Source organism: Ruegeria arenilitoris (genome assembly GCF_013031355.1).
Taxonomy (GTDB): domain Bacteria; phylum Pseudomonadota; class Alphaproteobacteria; order Rhodobacterales; family Rhodobacteraceae; genus Ruegeria; species Ruegeria arenilitoris_C.
In genome coordinates this window covers 69787-86003 of record NZ_WPZO01000012.1, presented here as the reverse complement: position 1 = coordinate 86003, position 16217 = coordinate 69787, and the positions used below count along the sequence as shown (strand labels likewise).

The 16217-nt window shown below is 62.5% G+C and carries 16 protein-coding genes; 10 read left to right on the top strand and 6 right to left on the bottom strand.

Going from position 1 to position 16217, the window contains the following annotated elements:
- The first annotated feature begins 19 nt into the window (after nt 1-19).
- The 3 genes from leuS to holA are packed head-to-tail and all read left to right on the top strand — an operon-like array spanning nt 20 to nt 4057.
- Nucleotides 20-2554 carry a leucine--tRNA ligase gene (leuS, locus tag GOX63_RS20455; protein ID WP_170328097.1) on the top strand — a complete coding sequence of 845 codons (2535 nt, stop codon included), beginning with the start codon at nt 20-22 and terminating at the stop codon, nt 2552-2554.
- Complete coding sequence (gene lptE / locus GOX63_RS20450; protein WP_170328096.1) at nt 2541-3032, top strand: LPS assembly lipoprotein LptE; 492 nt, start codon at nt 2541-2543, stop codon at nt 3030-3032. Before leuS ends, lptE begins: the two co-directional genes overlap by 14 nt.
- Nucleotides 3029-4057 (top strand): DNA polymerase III subunit delta, encoded by a 1029-nt coding sequence (holA, locus tag GOX63_RS20445; RefSeq protein ID WP_170328095.1) that lies wholly within the window; start codon nt 3029-3031, stop codon nt 4055-4057. The genes lptE and holA overlap by 4 nt, the downstream gene beginning before the upstream one ends.
- On the opposite strand, the gene GOX63_RS20440 is transcribed toward holA, so the two are convergent.
- Entirely contained in the window at nt 4049-5233 is a 1185-nt protein-coding gene (locus GOX63_RS20440; RefSeq protein ID WP_170328094.1) for a TIGR03862 family flavoprotein, read from the bottom strand. The genes holA and GOX63_RS20440 overlap by 9 nt on opposite strands.
- Nucleotides 5234-5281: 48 nt before the next feature.
- Between GOX63_RS20440 and GOX63_RS20435 the strand changes: the two genes are divergently transcribed.
- Complete coding sequence (locus tag GOX63_RS20435; protein WP_170328093.1) at nt 5282-5578, top strand: HNH endonuclease; 297 nt, start codon at nt 5282-5284, stop codon at nt 5576-5578.
- On the opposite strand, the gene GOX63_RS20430 is transcribed toward GOX63_RS20435, so the two are convergent.
- Genes GOX63_RS20430 through GOX63_RS20420 form a run of 3 tightly spaced genes read right to left on the bottom strand, consistent with a single transcriptional unit; the run spans nt 5579 to nt 7661 of the window.
- Complete coding sequence (locus GOX63_RS20430) at nt 5579-6316, bottom strand: VOC family protein (protein WP_170328092.1); 738 nt, start codon at nt 6314-6316, stop codon at nt 5579-5581.
- Nucleotides 6313-6921 (bottom strand): enoyl-CoA hydratase/isomerase family protein, encoded by a 609-nt coding sequence (locus tag GOX63_RS20425; protein WP_170328091.1) that lies wholly within the window; start codon nt 6919-6921, stop codon nt 6313-6315. Before GOX63_RS20425 ends, GOX63_RS20430 begins: the two co-directional genes overlap by 4 nt.
- The gene (locus GOX63_RS20420; RefSeq protein ID WP_170328153.1) at nt 6918-7661 is read right to left on the bottom strand and encodes an SDR family oxidoreductase; all 744 of its coding nucleotides are present in this window, start codon (nt 7659-7661) and stop codon (nt 6918-6920) included. The genes GOX63_RS20425 and GOX63_RS20420 overlap by 4 nt, the downstream gene beginning before the upstream one ends.
- A 139-nt stretch (nt 7662-7800) precedes the next feature.
- On the opposite strand from GOX63_RS20420, the gene GOX63_RS20415 reads away from it, so the two are divergent.
- The 5 genes from GOX63_RS20415 (at nt 7801) to lpxK (ending at nt 13829) form a co-directional block, all read left to right on the top strand.
- Complete coding sequence (locus tag GOX63_RS20415; protein WP_170328090.1) at nt 7801-9324, top strand: DUF2125 domain-containing protein; 1524 nt, start codon at nt 7801-7803, stop codon at nt 9322-9324.
- Nucleotides 9325-9477: 153 nt separating this feature from the next.
- On the top strand, nt 9478-10824 hold the full coding sequence (locus GOX63_RS20410; protein ID WP_170328089.1) for a TldD/PmbA family protein: 1347 nt from the start codon (nt 9478-9480) through the stop codon (nt 10822-10824).
- Nucleotides 10811-11611 carry an inositol monophosphatase family protein gene (locus GOX63_RS20405; RefSeq protein ID WP_170328088.1) on the top strand — a complete coding sequence of 267 codons (801 nt, stop codon included), beginning with the start codon at nt 10811-10813 and terminating at the stop codon, nt 11609-11611. The genes GOX63_RS20410 and GOX63_RS20405 overlap by 14 nt, the downstream gene beginning before the upstream one ends.
- Nucleotides 11608-12831, top strand: a complete 1224-nt coding sequence (locus GOX63_RS20400; RefSeq protein WP_170328087.1) for a 3-deoxy-D-manno-octulosonic acid transferase — start codon at nt 11608-11610, stop codon at nt 12829-12831. The genes GOX63_RS20405 and GOX63_RS20400 overlap by 4 nt, the downstream gene beginning before the upstream one ends.
- Complete coding sequence (gene lpxK / locus GOX63_RS20395; RefSeq protein WP_170328152.1) at nt 12831-13829, top strand: tetraacyldisaccharide 4'-kinase; 999 nt, start codon at nt 12831-12833, stop codon at nt 13827-13829. The genes GOX63_RS20400 and lpxK overlap by 1 nt, the downstream gene beginning before the upstream one ends.
- Nucleotides 13830-13868: 39 nt before the next feature.
- Here the strand turns inward: lpxK and GOX63_RS20390 are convergent, their stop codons facing one another.
- Nucleotides 13869-14531, bottom strand: a complete 663-nt coding sequence (locus tag GOX63_RS20390; RefSeq protein WP_170328086.1) for a DsbA family protein — start codon at nt 14529-14531, stop codon at nt 13869-13871.
- 14 nt (nt 14532-14545) lie between these two features.
- The gene (locus tag GOX63_RS20385; RefSeq protein WP_170328085.1) at nt 14546-15052 is read right to left on the bottom strand and encodes a DUF721 domain-containing protein; all 507 of its coding nucleotides are present in this window, start codon (nt 15050-15052) and stop codon (nt 14546-14548) included.
- 81 nt (nt 15053-15133) lie between these two features.
- Here GOX63_RS20385 and mutY point away from each other — a divergent pair, with 81 nt between their 5' ends.
- The gene (mutY, locus tag GOX63_RS20380) at nt 15134-16189 is read left to right on the top strand and encodes an A/G-specific adenine glycosylase (RefSeq protein WP_254436047.1); all 1056 of its coding nucleotides are present in this window, start codon (nt 15134-15136) and stop codon (nt 16187-16189) included.
- Nucleotides 16190-16217: the final 28 nt, after the last annotated feature.

Genomic DNA, 16217 nt, shown 5'->3' with positions numbered 1-16217 from the left:
ATTTACGAAGGACCGCACGATGTCTCGCTACTCGGCCAACGAAATCGAAGCAAAATGGCAAGAGGCCTGGGACAAGGCCGGAATCTTCACTGCCGACCGCACGGCGGACAAGCCCAAGTATTACGTGCTTGAGATGTTCCCCTACCCCTCGGGTCGAATCCATATGGGGCATGTGCGCAACTATACGATGGGCGACGTGATCGCGCGGCACAAGCTGGCGACCGGCCACAACGTGCTGCATCCGATGGGCTGGGATGCCTTCGGGATGCCTGCGGAAAACGCCGCGATGGCCATTGGCGGTCACCCTAAGGACTGGACCTATGGCAACATCGCCGACATGCGCGGGCAGATGAAGCCGCTGGGCCTGTCGATCGACTGGTCGCGTGAATTCGCCACCTGTGACCCGGAATATTACGGCCAGCAGCAGGCGCTGTTTCTGGATATGCTCGAGGCCGGGCTGGTTTACCGCAAGAACGCCGTAGTGAACTGGGACCCGGTCGACATGACAGTTCTGGCAAACGAACAGGTGGAAAACGGCCGCGGCTGGCGCTCGGGCGCGCTGGTGGAACGCCGCGAGCTGACACAATGGTTCTTCAAGATCTCGGACTATTCCGAAGAACTGCTCGAGGCGCTGGACACGCTGGAAAACTGGCCCGCCAAGGTGCGCCTGATGCAGGAAAACTGGATCGGCAAGTCGCGCGGCCTGCAATTCGGTTTTGAACGCACCGACGGCGGAGAACCGATCACCGTCTATACGACTCGCCCCGACACGCTGTTGGGAGCGTCCTTCGTTGGCATCTCGCCAGACCACCCGATTGCCAAGCAGCTTGAGGCCGAAAACCCCGAGGTTGCTGCGTTTGTTGCCGAATGCCGCAAGGGCGGCACCACCGAAGAGGCGATCGAAACCGCCGAGAAGCTGGGCTATGACACTGGTATCAAGGTCAAACACCCGCTGGACCCGAGCTGGGAGCTGCCGGTCTGGATCGCGAACTTCATCCTGATGGATTACGGCACCGGCGCGATCTTTGCCTGCCCGGCACATGACCAGCGCGACCTGGATTTCTGCCGCAAATACGGGTTGCCTGTAGTCGACACCTTCTTTGCGCTGGACGATGACACGCCGGTCGACAAGATCGCGTTCGTTCCGCCGAAAACCGAAAAAGTCCGCTGGGTGAATCACTTCGCGGGCCTGACCGAGGCGACAGGCGACGAGGCCATCAACGCCACCGTGGATTATGCCGAAAAGGCCGGTTGGGGCGAAGGTGTCACCAAATACCGTCTGCGTGACTGGGGCCTTTCCCGCCAGCGCTATTGGGGTTGCCCGATTCCCGTTGTCCACTGCGATAGCTGCGGCGTGGTGCCCGAGAAGAAAGAGAACCTGCCGGTACGCCTGCCCGATGATGTCACCTTTGACAAACCGGGCAACCCGCTGGACCGTCACCCGACCTGGCGCGACTGTACCTGCCCGAACTGCGGCGCCCCGGCCAAGCGCGAAACCGACACGATGGACACGTTTGTCGATTCGTCCTGGTATTTCGCCCGTTTCACCGCGCCGCGCGCCGAAACACCGACCGATCTGGCCGAGGCCGAATACTGGATGAATGTGGACCAGTATATTGGCGGGATTGAGCACGCGATTCTGCACCTGCTCTATTCCCGCTTCTTTGCGCGGGCGATGCAGATCACCGGCCACCTGCCGAAAAAAGCCATCGAGCCGTTCGATGCGCTGTTCACCCAAGGCATGGTAACCCATGAGATTTACCAGACGCGCGACGAAAACGGCCGCCCGGTCTATCACCTGCCGGAGGATGTGACCGACGGCAAACTGGCCGACGGCACCGAGGTCGAGATCATCCCCTCGGCCAAGATGTCGAAATCCAAGAAGAACGTGGTCGACCCGGTCAGCATCATCTCGGCCTTTGGCGCCGACACCGCACGCTGGTTCGTGCTGTCCGATTCGCCGCCCGAGCGTGACGTGGAGTGGACCGCATCCGGGGCCGAGGCCGCGTTCAAGCACCTCAGCCGTGTGCATCGTATCGCGTCGGAGATCGCCGCGTCCGATGAACCGACCAATGCCGAGGATACGGCTCTGCTGCGTGAAATGCACAAGGCGATCCATGACGTGTCGGGCGGTGTCGAGTCGTTTGGCTTCAACGCCTCGATTGCCAAGCTCTATGCCTTCACCAACACGTTGGCGAAATCCAAGGCGGGCACCGCTGCGAAACGCGAAGCCGCCAAGACGCTTGCGCAGTTGATGTCGCCGATGACACCGCACCTGTCCGAGGAACTGTGGCAGCTGCTGGGCGGTGAAGGACTGGTGGCCACCGCGCCGTGGCCCGTTGCGGATGAGGCGATGCTGGTCGACGACACCGTCACCCTGCCGATCCAGATCAACGGCAAGCGTCGCGCGGAAATCAGCGTGGCCAAGGATTTGGCCAAGGACGAGGTTGAAAAAATCGCGCTCAGCACCGAAGCTGTTCAAAAGGCGCTGGATGGTAATGCGCCGAAGAAGGTGATTGTTGTCCCGGGCAGGATCGTGAATGTCGTTGTTTAATCGCAGAACCCTGTTGTTGATGCCGTTTGCCCTAGCGGCCTGCGGCTTTGAACCGGTTTACGCGCCCGGCGGTTCGGGCGCGGCCCTGAATGGTCAGGTCGCCGTGTCGGCCCCCAAGTCGGTCGACAGCTATATGCTGGTGCAGAATCTGGAACAGCGGCTGGGACGCAGCGCAACTTCGGGCAGCGAATATAATCTGGATGTGAACGTATCAACTGCGTTCCGCGCTGCGGCGATCACCACAACGAACGAAACCAATCGCTATACCATCGAAGGCAGTGCAAATTACGCGCTCAGATCGAATGCGACCGGTCAGGTCATTGCGTCCGGCACGGTCAACAATTTCGTCGGCTATTCAGCGGCCGGATCGACCGTCTCCACCTTGGCGGATGAACGCGACGCCCGAGAACGGCTGATGGTGATTCTGTCCGACCAGATCATAGCCGAGCTCTACGCCGCGCCGGGTCTTGGTACATGAAGCTCAGCCCGCGCGAGGCTGAAGGGTATTTCGCCCGGCCAGACGCCGACAAGGCCGGGCTGCTGATCTATGGCGCGGATGCGATGCGCGTGGCGCTGAAACGGCAGCAGGTTCTGGCCGCGCTGCTTGGCCCCAATGCCGAAGAAGAAATGCGCTTGACCCGGATGCCGGGCTCGGATCTGCGCGGTGACCCGGCGCTGTTGCTGGATGCGGTCAAGGCGGTGGGGTTCTTTCCCGGCCCGCGCGCTGTTTTTGTCGAAGACACCACCGACGTAGCCGCCCCCGCGATTCTTGCCGCGTTCGAGGATTGGGCTCCGGGCGATGCCCAGATCATCGTCACCGCCGCGCAGCTGAAAGCCAGTTCGAAAATTCGCAAGGCGTTCGAGGCGCACCCGGCGGCCTATGCGGTCGGCATTTACGACGATCCGCCCTCACGTGGTGAGGTCGAGCGGATTCTGACCGAGGCCGGGGTGCAGAACATTCCCCGCGATTCGATGTCGGCAATCACCGAGCTGGCCTCCGGGATCAGCCCCGGAGATTTTGCGCAGACGATTGAAAAACTCTCTCTCTATAAACGCGGTGACAGCTCGGAGCTGACCATTGAGGACATCGAGGCCTGCGCGCCCCGTTCGACCGAGGCGGCACTGGACGATGTCCTGAATGTGGTGGCCGAGGGCCGCGCGGGCGAGATCGGCCCACTGATCCGGCGCCTGCAATCGCAGGGCACTAATGCGGTCACTCTCTGCATCGGTGCGACCCGACATTTCCGGACTTTGTACGCCTGCGCGTCCGACCCGGGCGGAGCGGCGCAGGGCATCGGCAAGCTGCGGCCACCGGTGTATGGCAAACGCCGCGACCGGATCTTGCGGCAAGCGCAGGGATGGGGTGCGCAAAAACTGCAAACCGCCCTGACCGTCCTTACCGATACCGACCTGTCGCTGCGGTCAGCGGGTCAGACCGCCCCCGCGATGGCGCTGGTTGAACGGGCCATGATCCGTTTGGCGATGCTGGCACGGTCACGCTGAACGGTTCACCCACTCAGCCGCAGACCGCCCGGCCCATTTCCCCGTCGCCATGCAGGCTGTCAGCAGATAGCCCCCGGTTGGGGCTTCCCAATCCAACATCTCTCCAGCGCAGAACACACCCGGCATCGCGGTCAGCATCAGCCCGTCATCCAATGCGGATTGCCTGACACCACCGGCCGTTGAAATAGCTTCATCCATCGGACGCAAGCCCGCGTGGTGGATCGGCAGGCGTTTCAGGGCTTCGCCCCATTGCGCGTACGAAAAGGCGCTGGCCTTAGCCATTTCGTGAAACAGCGCGACCTTCTGGGGTGGCAGACCGAGCGACTTTTTCAGCCATTGCGACAGTGTGGTCTTAGATTTCTTTGACGAAAAGCGGGCCTTTAGGGCCTCGGCATCCAGATCAGGCACCAGATCCACAAAAAGAGGCGCTCCGGTACGCAGGGCCGGGGTCAGAGTGTACAACCCTCCGCCTTCAAGGCCTTTTGCCGATATCGTAGCTTCACCCCGGCTTTCCAGATCTCCGGCCGTCCAGCGCACCGACTTCAACGCCGCGCCGAAATGGGGCCGCATGTGAGGGCTCCAATCGACGGACAGGGCCGAGTTCGAAGGTGCAAACGGTGCAAGTGCCACGCCCATGTCCTGCAAAGTTTCCGCCCATTGGCCATCCGATCCCAGCCGCGCCCAACTTGCCCCACCCAGCGCAAGCACCGTGACATCCGGCGTGATGCTGTGCTGACCATCCACTGTCTGGAACAGCAGCGCATCGCCATCCCAGCCCAACCAACGCCAGCGGGTTTTGATCTGCACGCCAGCGCCCTCAAGCCGCATCAGCCAGGCGCGCAACAATGGCGAGGCTTTCATTACCGTGGGAAACACCCGCCCGGTCGAGCCGGTGAACAACTCTTGCCCCAGTTCGCGCGCCCAGCCCTGCACCGCGGTGGCGTCAAACGCAGCAATCATCGGGCGCAACCAACCTGACGCGTCACCATAGGCCTGCAGCAAGGTGTCGAACGGCTCGGCCTTCGTCAGGTTCAGACCCGATTTCCCGGCCATCAGAAACTTGCGGGCGACCGAGGGCTTGGCCTCGGCCACCAGAACATCATGGCCCGCAGCGGCAAGCTCCTCTGCCGCCATCAGTCCTGCGGGTCCGGCCCCGATTACCACTGCCTGCGCCATTGCCGTCCTCTTGCTTTCCCCGCCATCCGGCGCAAATTAGTAGCCGCCATGCCGACCAGCGACCCGATCTGCCCGCTCTGTGACCGCCCCATACCGGATGGGGACGGCAGCCTGCATCATCTGATCCCAAAACTCAAAGGGGGCAAGGGCGGACCTACGGTTTTACTGCACGTTATTTGCCACAAAGAGGTTCACGCCACCCTGTCCGAGGCCGACCTGGCGCGCACATTCAACACGGTCGAGGCCCTGCGCACCCACCCGCGGTTGGAGAAATTCCTGAGCTGGGTTCGCAAACGCCCGCCAGGATTTCGTTCGAAAGTGCCGGGCAAGCGGCGCGGGCGGTAATCAGCCGGGCCGCACCGGATCGCCAAACGCATCGCGAAGGGACGTCGTCATTCCCTGAACCTCCAACCCGCGATAATCTGGCGCCGGTGCGAATTGCGCCCCGGCAAGATGTTGAAACTCCAGCGTGGTATAGGGGCGTTTCCACAACCATTCCCGGTTTTCGACCGCCCATAGGTCCGCATTCGGCGGTTCCTCATCGGTGAAGGCATAGAAATGCAGGTCGAACCCGTATTGGGCCACATCCTGCACCGACAAAAGGCGCATTCCCTGCCCACGGTAAAACGCATCCTCGGCGGCGATATCGCCGGTGCGCAAGGTGATCTGACCGATACAGGCTTTGGCGAACGGGTTGTCCGGATCGGCTGCATTATCAGGGCGGTTGCCCTGGAAATCATGTTGCAACAGCTCGATCACGAATCCTTCGGGGTCTTTCAGGTGACACATATAGCCTATGTCGAGGAACTGTTTCGGGTCCGAGACCTCAACCCCTTTCCGGCGCAGATGCACAACGGCCAGATCAACATCCGGCACGGTGATCCCAATCTTCCAATACCGCTGCCCGCCATCATGGATATAGCCGCCTCCGCCCGGCATCAGCAGCAGATCCGCATCCTGCCCGCCATAGCCGACGCGGCGGTTCGGCCCCTGCGCCCGGCCGGTCATGCCCAGAACATCCGCATAAAACGCGGTCAATCGGTCCGGATCGGCAACACGTAGTAGCACAGCAGACAATCTCATCGGCACATCCCTGCAATACCGGCAGCAATTCGAGGTTCGGCAGCCAGACTGTCCGCCACCAGTTCGTGCGCCGTTGGCATCAATCTGTCGGGCTCAACCACGCGATCGACCAGCCCGAATGTATAGGCCTCATCCGCAGTAATCTTCTGCCCAGCCATCAAAATCATCTTGGTACGAGACGGGCCGATCAACGCGGCCATGCGCACCGGGTCCGACGGTTGCGGCAGAAATCCCAGCTTCATGACCGGATAGAAGAACTTGGCCTGCGGCACCGCGATACGAATGTCACAGGCCAGCACCATACCGTTGGCCCCGCCCGCAAGCGTTCCGTTCAGGGTGGCAACCGTCAGGCACGGCAGGGCGGCGATGGCACCTGAAAGCCTCTCCCACACGTCCGAGGTCGCCAGCCCGGCGCGCGCTTCGTCCAGATCGGCCCCGGCGCTGAACACCTTGCCCGCACCTGTCAGGATCAAGGCGCGGGCCTCGGTCGCGGCCTCGGCAATTTCGGCCAGTTCGGTCAGCATCGCGCCGGTCAAGGCGTTGGCCTTTTGCGGGTTGTTGAGCGTGACGGTCCACAACCCGTTTTCTTTGGTCAGTTCGATCACGTCAGCCCTACCCTTTTCCGAATATCCTCGCGCCGCAGCGAGATTTCGGTGCCCAGGAACTCATCCGCATCCGGGCTGCACATCCACAGCAGCGCCCGCGCCGGCCAGTCAGCGGGGATGTGATCGCTCCAATCCAGCTGGCTGACTGCGTTGATGCCGCTGGCCTTGATGACTCGCTGCATGTCGGTGGCGACAGTGCCGGGCGACAGACCCATGGCGCGGATGCCGTGGATCGACTCTTCAAGATGCAGGCATTCGGTCAGCATCTTGGCCCCGGCTTTTGAGGCGCAATAATGGCTCCAGGCCTCAATCGGGTTGGACGCCGCCCCCGAGGACACCGTGATCACCGTGCCCCCACCCGCAGCACGCATGACGGGCAGGGCCGCCCGCATCCCGTAGAAAACGCCTTTGAGGTTGATGTCGATGGCCGCGCTCCACGCCGCGACATCGGCATTGGACAGATGGAAGATCGGATCAATGACACCTGCATTTCCGATCAGAACATCCAATCCGCCAAATCGGTCGACACAATCGGCAACCGCCTGTTCGACCTGTGCGAAATCGCTGACATCGCATTGCAGCGCGATGGCGTTTTCGCCCAGCGCGTCGGCCAGCGCACCGATCTGATCACGATTGCGTGCGACCAGCGCCACATTCGCACCGGCTGCGGCAAATACGCGCCCTGCTTCGGCCCCGATACCGCGGCTGGCCCCTGTTATCAGTACGGTTTTCCCCTGCATAAGACCCCTGTAGCTCCGTTGTTTTGAGATTGTGTGAATCTCTACCGCGCCAACGGGGAAAGCGTCCAGCCCTTGCCCCTTGACGCCCGGCGCCGCAGGCACGACGATGCCCGCAAAATTGATCAAGAAGGGTTCTCAAATGTCCGTTTTCGTTCGCCGCAGCTGCGGCGCAGTCTTGGCTTATGCCGTTGTCACCCAGGGTGCGCTTGCCGATGTCACCGCACAGCAGGTCTGGAATGACTGGCAGGCCTATCTGACCCAGATGGGGTACACGGTTTCGGCCGAACAATCCGTATCGGGCAATGTGACCACCATCTCGGATATGAACGTGGCCATGACCGTCCCAGACAGCGACGGTGCATTCAAGGTCACCGTACCGCAAATGACCCTGACTGAAAACGGCGACGGCACGGTCAGCATCGACCTGCCTGAAAGCTTCCCCATGACCGTAACCGGCGAGGAAGAGGACGAGGCGTTTGGCGTCGATATCGAGTATTATCACAAGGATCTCGAAATGGTCGTCTCGGGCGATCCGGACGACATGACCTATGACTATTCCGCGCCCACCCTGGGCGTGAAGCTGGGCGGCCTGACGGTTGACGGGGAATCCGCGCCCGAAGACCTTCTGGATATGAGTTTCGAACTGAGCAACCTTGCGGGCAGCTCACGGATGAAAATCGGTGAGAACCGCGATGTCGATCAGAAATTCTCTGCCGATGGCCTGACCTACGACCTCAAGTTCAACGATCCGGAAGGATCGGATGACGGCAAGATCGTCGGGTCGATGGACAAACTGGCCTTTGAAGGCCTCAGCGTGATCCCGTCGGATTTCGATGGCTCGGACCCCGCAAGCTTTTTCCAGGGCGACACTTCGTTCTCGGGCCTGTTCACCTATGGCTCGGGGAACACCGCCATTGACGGAACCAGCGAAGGTCAGGCGTTCTCGATGGGCAGCGAATCCCAAGGCGGTCGGTTCGGCGCCAGCCTGGACGAACAGCGCCTTGCATATGATATCGAGCAGAACAACGCGAAACTGGCGGTCACCACCGCTGACCTGCCGTTCCCGATTGAAATCGCCATGGCCAAGACCGGTGTGAGCTTTGAGTTCCCGCTGAAGCAATCCGAGGAAGAGCAGCCCTTTGGCTTCGCCATCAACCTGACGGATTTCACCATGTCGGACGTGTTGTGGAGCATTTTCGACCCGGCCGGAGCGCTGCCGCGTGACCCCGCCACCATCGCGCTGGACACCACCGGCACCGCCAAGATCCTGACCAATTTCTTCGATCCGGCTTCGATCGAAGAGCTGGAGGAATCTGGTGAAGCACCGGGTGAGCTGAACTCGCTGAAGATCAACGAACTGCTGGTTTCTCTGGTCGGCGCGAAACTGACGGGTGACGCCGACTTTACCTTCGACAATTCGAACACCGAAGAGTTCGACGGAATGCCCGCACCGGCGGGCGTGGCGAACCTGCAGCTGGTGGGGGCCAATGCGCTGATCGACAAGCTGATCGGTATGGGTCTGCTTCAGGAAAGCGACGCGATGGGTGCCCGGATGATGATGGGTCTTATGGCGGTACCGGGGGATGAGCCCGACACGCTGAACTCGAAAATCGAATTCACCGAAGACGGCCAGATTTTGGCCAATGGTCAACGCATCAAGTGATGATCACGCGGCGGGGCGGATATTCTGCCCCGCCCGCCCCCTGTGTGCTGGTCTGATCGCCACTCACCCTAAATTGCATCCTCCAATACAACCGCAGGTCTTGCGGGTCGGGCGGTCCAAGGCTAGGTCCAATGGATAAAGACCGGAGGCCGCATGACCCGTACACCCGAAGAGATCAGCCAAGCCCTGTTGGACGCAGCCCGCACAGCCGGGGCGGATGCGGCGGATGCCATCGTGATCGACGGCTCTTCAGTCTCGGTCGAGGTGCGGGGCGGCGCGCTGGAACATGCCGAACGCTCGGAAGGCACCGATCTTGGGCTGCGGGTATTTCTGGGGCAGCGGCAGGCCATCGTATCCAGCTCGGACAGTCGACCTGAAACCCTGACCGCGATGGCCGAACGTGCCGTGGCCATGGCGCGTGAAGCGCCCGAGGACCCGTTCACCGGTCTGGCTGATGCGGAACAGTTGGCAAGCGGTTGGGACTTGCCAGCACTGGAACTGTTCGACCCGACCCCGGAACCGGCGGCCGAGGACTTGATGCGCGACGCGCTGGAAGCCGAGGCTGCGGCGCTGTCGGTTCAGGGGGTCTCGCAGGTCTCTGACGCGGCGGCGGGTTATGGCACCCATCGCGTGCATCTGGCAGCGACCAATGGTTTTTCCGGGGGCTATGCCCGCAACAGCCGCTCGACCTCTTGCGTGGCGATCTCGGGCGAAGGCACCGGGATGGAGCGCGACTATGACGGCGACAGCCGCACCTTCCAAAGCGACCTGCGCAACCCCGAAGAGATTGGCCGCACCGCAGGCGAACGTGCCGTGTCACTGGTGGGAGCGCAAAAGCCCGCAACCGGCACCTTCCCGGTGCTGTTTGACGAACGCATTTCATCCTCGCTTATCGGTCACCTGCTGGCGGCGAGCAACGGCGCCGCCATTGCGCGGGGTGCCTCGTGGCTGAAGGATTCTCTGGGCGAACAGGTGCTGCCCGAGCATCTGTCGCTGATCGAAGACCCGCACCGCCCGCGCATCGCAGGCTCGCGCCCCTTCGATGCCGAGGGTCTGGCGACCCGGCGTCGTGCGATTGTTGAAAACGGCATTCTGACCGGCTGGACCCTGGACCTGGCCAGCGCGCGCAAGCTGGACATGACATCAACCGGCAACGCGGCGCGCGGCGTGTCCGGGCCGCCGTCGCCCAGCAACTGGAACCTGGGCCTGACGCAAGGCACGCAAAGCCGCGAGGACCTGCTGCGCGACATGGGCACCGGGCTGCTGGTGACCTCGATGATCGGCTCGACCATCAACCCGAACACCGGCGACTATTCGCGCGGCGCGTCGGGGTTCTGGGTGGAAAACGGAGAGATCACCCATCCGGTCAATGAATGCACCATCGCGGGCAATCTGCGCGATATGCTGAGACGGATCATCCCGGCGAACGACGCGCGCGCCTACCTGTCGCGGGTGGTGCCCTCGGTGCTGATCGAAGGAATGACGCTTGCCGGCAACTGACCTGCCCCTTCTGATCGACGCCGCGTTAGAGGCCGGAAAGATCGCCACCCGATACTCGGGCACCACGGCGCAGCGCTGGGACAAACCCGACGGCGCGGGCCCAGTGACCGAGGCCGATCTGGCGGTCAATGCCATGCTGGAACAACGCTTGCCCTCAGCCCGGCCCGGCTATGGCTGGCTGAGCGAAGAGACCGAGGATTCCACTGCCCGGCTGACCCGCGACCGCGTGTTCATCATCGACCCGATCGACGGCACCCGCAGCTTTGCCGAAGGGTCCCGCACCTGGGCGCATTCGCTTGCCGTTGCCTACGGCGGCGAAGTCACCGCCGCGGTGATTTACCTGCCACAGCGCGACCTGCTTTATGCCGCGGCCAAAGGTGAAGGCGCGACCCTGAACGGTTCGGCAATCCGGGTGTCAGGCGTTTCGGACATTAAAACGGCCGAGATTCTGGCGGCCAAGCCCAATCTGGACCCGCGCCATTGGTTGCAAGGTCAGGTGCCCGAGTTCAAACGGGTCTACCGCCCCTCGCTGGCCTATCGCATGGCCACTGTTGGCCAAGGGCGGTTTGACGGAATGCTGACTCTGCGACCCAGCTGGGAATGGGATATCGCCGCCGGAGACCTGATCATCCGCGAGGCAGGAGGCATCTGTACAGATCGGTTGGGCCAGCCCCTGCGGTTCAACAACGCCCATCCCCGTCTGAACGGCGTGATCGCGGCGGGTTCAGCGCTGCACAATGCTCTGCGCGCCCAGCTTGACCCGGACAGCGCCGGTATTCGCCCATGAGCAAGCCGCGCTCTCTCAGCCTGGCCGCGTATCGGGTGCTGTCCTGGGGCGTGCCCAACACGGCAAACCGGCCCGACCTGCCCCGCCCCGAGGGCGAGCTGATCTGGGTGCATATCAACGTGCAGCACCGCCAGCGCGCGGTGACCGATTTCTGCCACAGGCTGCAACAGGCCCGCCCGACCCTGAACGTTTTGCTGACGGCCCCACCCGAGGCCGATCTGCGACGCTGGGACCAGAGTGACTATCCGCTGGTGAACCTGCCCCTGGAACAGACCGGCGCCGCGCGGGCGTTTCTGGATCACTGGCACCCCGATATCGGCCTCTGGGTCGGGGGCGGGCTGATGCCCAACGTGATCACCCGTGCCGAGGAACGCGGCATTCCCCTAATCCTGATCGAGGCGCAGATCGACATTAAGGTTGCGCGCGGGGCACGGTGGTTACCGGATATCACCCGCTATACGCTGGACTGTTTCCAATCGATCCTGACCAAGACATCCGAGACAGCTCGCACGATCCGCCGCCTTGGCGTTGCCTCGGACAAGGTCAGTGAATCTCCGCCCCTGCATGTCAGTCCGAACCCGAGGCCCTGGCCCGAGGACGAGTTGATCGAAACCAATCATGCCTTGGCAGGTCGGCTGGTCTGGTTGGCCGCCTGCGTGCTGGACAAAGAGTTCATCTCGGTTCTCAGCGCCCATCGTCAGGCGATGCGGATGCTGCCCCGGCTGACACTGGTCCTGCATGTGGCGGACATGGCCGAAGCCGGACCATTGCACCAGCGCCTGGAATCCATGGACCTGCGTTGCGCCAACTGGGATGCCGACGGGCAGATCGAAGACACCACGCAGGTCATCCTGTCAGCGGAACACGAAGACCTGGGTCTGTGGCACCGGATTTCGCCTGTCACGTTCATGGGTACTTCAATGGAGCGCGGAGCGGGCGGACACGATCCGCTTGTTGCAGCAGCCCTCGGGTCGTCCATCATCCACGGTCCGTTTGTGCATCGTCATCAGCAGATATACGATCAGCTGGACCGCGCCGGTGCCGCACGCATGGTCAAGACCGCAACCGAGCTGGGCGACGCCGTGGTCGAGATGTTGTCGCCAGACCGCGCTGCGGACATGGCGCTGGCCGGGTGGCAGATCGTATCAGAGGGCGCACCCCAAACGGACCACCTGATTGACATGGTGCAGGACTGCCTGGATCAGCGGGGGAACAGATGATGCGCGCACCTGATTTCTGGAACACCGCACCCGATCGGCTGGGCCTGCGCGCCAGATTGCTGGCCCCGCTGGGGCGCATCTATGCGGCCGCAACCGCGCGCCGCGTTGCCTCGGAGACCGGTGTCAAACCGGGCGTTCCGGTGATCTGCATCGGCAACCTGAACGCGGGCGGCACCGGCAAGACCCCCACCGTGATCTGGATGATCGAACAGTTGCGCGACGTCTGGCATGAAACGCATGTTGTCACGCGCGGCCATGGCGGCTCATTGGAAGGGCCCGTGCGCGTTGATCCCGCCAAGCACACCGCCGCGCAGGTCGGGGACGAGCCGCTGCTGTTGGCCGCCTTTGCCGAGGTCTGGGTCGCCAAAGACCGCGCCGCCGGAGCGCGTGCCGCCGCCGAGGCCGGGGCAACGGTGATCGTGCTGGACGATGGGTTTCAGAATCCCTCGGTCGCCAAGGATTTCTCGGTCATCGTGGTGGATGCGGCACGCGGATTTGGCAATGGCCTGTGCCTGCCCGCTGGCCCCTTGCGTGAACCCGTTGCTGTCGGATTGCAACGCGCTGATCTGGTGCTGTCACTGGGGGATGCGGCGTCTCAGGCGGAATTCGCAGATCGTTGGAGCGCGGCCCTGACGGTGCCCCATGTCACGGGTGAGGTCGCACCGTTGCAGACCGGTATGGATTGGGCCGACACGCCCGTTCTGGCCTTTGCAGGCATCGGGTACCCTGAAAAATTCTTCCGCACTCTGCGCCAGCAAGGCGCAAAGCTGCTGCGGGCCGAGGCACTGGACGATCATCAACCACTGACCCCGGCCCTCATGACACGTTTGGAAAACGAAGCCCGCCTTTTAGGCGCGCAGATGGTGACAACAGAAAAAGACGCCGTGCGCCTGCCTGCCGCATTCCGCAGCAAGGTCCTGACGCTGCCTGTTCGTCTGAAAGTGGATGAGGTCGACAAGATCCGGCAGATGCTGCTGCAGATCGCCCCGTCACCGTGATTGGCGACCGGCCCGGATTGAGCCGGTCGCACAAGGCAGTTAGCTGCCCAGTTCTTCTTCGATCAGCTTCTTGAAATCGGCATAGGACTGGTTGTCGACTTTCTTGCCGTTCACCACGAAGGACGGCGTCGCTTGAACACCGTCACGTTCGGCGTTTTCCTGATACCAGGCCACCAGCGTTTGTGCGTGGGTGCCGTCCTGCAGGCAGGCCTCAAGCTGGTCATTGTCGATACCCGCCAGGCGTCCGATTTTACGCAGTTCGTCCACGATCTCGGCCGGACCACCGGCTTTGACCCATTCGGACTGACCCTCAAAGATCAAATCGGTAATGCCAAAGAACTTCTCGGGGCCGCCGCAGCGCGCCACCATCGAGGCCCACAGGCCGTAGCGGTCGAAATACACCTCGCGGTAGATGAACTTGACCTTGCCGGTGTCGATGAAGTCCTTCTTCAGCTGCTTATACGCACCTTGATGGAAGGTGGCGCAGTGCGGGCAGGTGTAGGAGGCATACTCGATGATCTCGACCGGCGCGTCCTCGGCGCCCTGCACCATCTCGACGATTGTCGAGGTGTCCAGATCAGCCTCTTGCGCCTCGGCACTGCCGATCAGCGGGTAAGACGGAGAGGAATTTGACAGCGACAGCCAATAGCCGCCCGCGGCGATGGCGACGGCCGCGCAGATTCCGGTTGCGATACGGCTCATTTCTCAGCCCTTTCTCAGCGTTTTTGTTTGGATAAAACGTTACGGCCCAGACGTTCAAGGGCCGCGCGCAAATCACCATCGTGAACGTCGCGTGCGGTCCGGCCTGCCTCGGCCTCGATCTCTGGGTCAATCTTGGGTTTCGCCGGTTTCGGTTTGTGATCGAAACGGGCTTGCCCCTCGGCAAATCCGGTCGGAGCGGTCTGGGTGATGCGCACCCGGCTGATAGCGTTATAGCCATAAACCGCGTTCACCTTGCCGCGCAGCTGTTCCTTCTGCATCTCAAGCATCGGGGCCTGCGGTCCTGTGGTCAGAACGGTCAGCGTCGCCCCCATGCCTTCCCTGCCATAGCCCACCTTTACCGGGCGTGCGATTGAGGCCAGATCCTGGCCCACGATCTCAGCCCAGTGGGTCAGCAGGCGCGATACGGCGAAACCCCGGCTTTCCCCGGCGCGCCGAATCTGCCCGTTCAGCAATGTCGCGGTGCGTTTGAACCCGCGGGTCGAAGAACGTCTGCGCTGCATCTGGTTTCCAACTCCTGCGCCGCTATTGTAAAGGGCGTGACACCGGGCGCCAGCGAAACCCGACAGGGAGATAGATAAAACTTGCGTGACTCTATTCAACAAGGCCTGAGCGGTGTTCTGCTAGACTGGTACAACCGCCACGCCCGAGAAATGCCCTGGCGTGTCGGGCCTGCGGATCGGGCCGCAGGGGTGATGCCCGATCCCTATCGCGTCTGGCTGTCCGAGGTGATGCTGCAGCAGACCACTGTGGCTGCGGTGCGCGACTATTTCACCCGATTCACCGCGCGCTGGCCAACGGTACAGGCTCTGGCCGCCGCCCCGGATGATCAGGTCATGGGCGAATGGGCCGGGCTGGGCTATTACGCCCGCGCCCGCAACCTTCTGAAATGCGCGCGGGCGGTGACTGATGAGCATGGCGGCACGTTCCCCAACACCTACGACGCCCTACTGAAACTGCCCGGCATCGGCCCCTATACCGCCGCCGCCATTTCGGCGATCGCATTCGACCGCCCCGAGACGGTGCTGGACGGCAATGTCGAACGGGTCATGGCCCGCCTTTATGACATTCAAGATCCGCTGCCCGGTTCAAAACCTCTGCTCAAGGACAAGGCCGCTGCGCTGACGCCTGTCACGCGGCCCGGAGATTATGCGCAGGCGGTGATGGATCTGGGCGCCACGATTTGCACACCTAAATCTCCGGCCTGCGGTATCTGCCCCGTCCGCGATCCCTGTCAGGCCCGCGCAGCCGGAACGCAGCCCGACCTGCCACGCAAGGCACCGAAAAAGCCCAAACCCACGCGATACGGCCACGTCTATATCGCCCAAAGTGACTCCGGCGCTCTGCTGCTGGAACGCCGTCCCGACAAGGGGTTGCTGGGCGGGATGCTGGGCTGGCCGGGCTCGGATTGGTCCGATGCGCCAAATGCCTCGCCCCCGTTCGAGGCGGATTGGCAAATGCTGGCCGGAGAGGTGCGACACACATTCACACATTTCCACCTGATCCTGCGCATCTGGACCGCCTCGCTGCCTGCCGAAAGCGTGCCCGAAGGTCTGATTGTACTGGAAAAACATGCCTTCCGGCCCGGCGACCTGCCCACGGTGATGCGCAAGGCGCACGACCTCTGGCGCGACCGATAGTCCGTTGTGCACGCCAATGGACTGTGAC

Excerpts from the sequence above, each read along its gene's own strand:
- holA (WP_170328095.1), top strand. The coding sequence starts at position 3,029 with ATGAAGCTCAGCCCGCGCGAGGCTGAAGGGTATTTCGCCCGGCCAGAC.
- GOX63_RS20410 (WP_170328089.1), top strand. The coding sequence starts at position 9,478 with ATGACCCGTACACCCGAAGAGATCAGCCAAGCCCTGTTGGACGCAGCC.
- GOX63_RS20415 (WP_170328090.1), top strand. The coding sequence starts at position 7,801 with ATGTCCGTTTTCGTTCGCCGCAGCTGCGGCGCAGTCTTGGCTTATGCC.
- GOX63_RS20385 (WP_170328085.1), bottom strand. The coding sequence starts at position 15,052 with ATGCAGCGCAGACGTTCTTCGACCCGCGGGTTCAAACGCACCGCGACA.
- lpxK (WP_170328152.1), top strand. The coding sequence starts at position 12,831 with ATGCGCGCACCTGATTTCTGGAACACCGCACCCGATCGGCTGGGCCTG.
- GOX63_RS20400 (WP_170328087.1), top strand. The coding sequence starts at position 11,608 with ATGAGCAAGCCGCGCTCTCTCAGCCTGGCCGCGTATCGGGTGCTGTCC.
- GOX63_RS20440 (WP_170328094.1), bottom strand. The coding sequence starts at position 5,233 with ATGGCGCAGGCAGTGGTAATCGGGGCCGGACCCGCAGGACTGATGGCG.
- leuS (WP_170328097.1), top strand. The coding sequence starts at position 20 with ATGTCTCGCTACTCGGCCAACGAAATCGAAGCAAAATGGCAAGAGGCC.
- GOX63_RS20430 (WP_170328092.1), bottom strand. The coding sequence starts at position 6,316 with ATGAGATTGTCTGCTGTGCTACTACGTGTTGCCGATCCGGACCGATTG.
- GOX63_RS20390 (WP_170328086.1), bottom strand. The coding sequence starts at position 14,531 with ATGAGCCGTATCGCAACCGGAATCTGCGCGGCCGTCGCCATCGCCGCG.
- lptE (WP_170328096.1), top strand. The coding sequence starts at position 2,541 with ATGTCGTTGTTTAATCGCAGAACCCTGTTGTTGATGCCGTTTGCCCTA.
- GOX63_RS20435 (WP_170328093.1), top strand. The coding sequence starts at position 5,282 with ATGCCGACCAGCGACCCGATCTGCCCGCTCTGTGACCGCCCCATACCG.
- GOX63_RS20420 (WP_170328153.1), bottom strand. The coding sequence starts at position 7,661 with ATGCAGGGGAAAACCGTACTGATAACAGGGGCCAGCCGCGGTATCGGG.